General features: G+C 54.6%; 1 protein-coding gene. It reads left to right on the top strand.

All coding sequences use genetic code 11. The features are described from left to right. Positions 1 to 1,106, top strand: a protein-coding gene (locus ACFS7Z_RS27235) for an IS3 family transposase (RefSeq protein WP_377492642.1) whose coding sequence is annotated in 2 segments (ribosomal slippage) — positions 1 to 238 and positions 238 to 1,106 — 1,107 coding nt annotated over the 2 segments. Because the reading frame shifts where the segments join, the coding sequence is not laid out codon by codon here. This gene is flagged as partial in the annotation. Positions 1,107 to 1,122: the final 16 nt, after the last annotated feature.

Genomic DNA, 1,122 nt, shown 5'->3' with positions numbered 1-1,122 from the left:
TTCACCGAGGCGCAGATCATCTTCGCCATCAAGCAAGCAGAGACGGGTGTCAAGGTAGAGGAGGTGTGCCGCAAGATGGGCATCTCGGATGCCACCTTCTACAACTGGAAGAAAAAATACGGTGGTTTAGGGGTGAGTGAACTGCGCAAACTGCGGCAACTGGAGGAGGAGAACCGTCAGCTAAAAAAGCTGGTGGCGGACCTGAGCCTGGACAAACAAATGCTACAGGACGTGTTGCGAAAAAAGCTCTAAGACCAGCCCAGTCAAAACGGCTGGTCTTAGAGCTAACAGAAAACTACCGGGTCTCTGTTAGAAGAGCTTGTAAGGTGGTGCTGTGCCACCGCTCGGGCTGGTACTACCGCTCCAGGGCCAGGGATAGCTCCGTAATCAGGAAGCGGATGCAGGAGATTGCCCAGGTGAGGATTCGCTACGGGTTCTGGCGTATCTTTGTCCTGCTCAGGCGGGAAGGCTGGCGGGACAACCATAAACGCGTGTACCGCCTCTACAAAGAGGAGGGGCTGAACCTGAGGAGCAAGCGGCCCAGGAGAAGTAAGGCCGCCGCACACCGGCTGGAGCGTCCGGAACTCTCCAGTACCCACGAGTGCTGGAGTATGGATTTTGTGGCTGACCAACTCTTCGATGGCCGCAAATTCCGCTGCTTAACTATAGTCGATAATTATAGCCGCCAGTGCCCCGGCATAGTGGTGGGACAGTCTATGAGAGGAGCAGATGTTGTAGCCGCTTTGGAGTGCATCAGGCAGGACACCAAAAAGCTGCCCAAGCGTATACAGGTGGACAACGGCAGCGAGTTTATCTCCAGGGCGCTGGATAGGTGGGCCTATGACAACAAGGTCACGCTGGACTTCTCCAGGCCCGGCAAACCCACGGATAACGCCTTTATTGAGTCCTTCAACGGTAGCTTCCGGGATGAGTGCCTGAACGTGAACTGGTTCCTTAGTCTGGAAGACGCAAGGGAGAAGACAGAGGCCTGGCGGCAGGAGTATAACCAATTCCGGCCCCATAGCTCATTGGGCGACAAGACGCCGGAAGAGTGGGTGGAATGTAATATAGTAGAACCCGAATTCTCTACTTTTCACATGTCCTAAAAATGGGAGGAGCTCA

The organism is Pontibacter toksunensis (assembly GCF_042686245.1).
Classification (GTDB): Bacteria; Bacteroidota; Bacteroidia; order Cytophagales; family Hymenobacteraceae; genus Pontibacter; species Pontibacter toksunensis.
The sequence above is the reverse complement of the archived record's forward strand: the minus strand, read 5'-3'. Positions and strand labels throughout refer to the sequence as shown.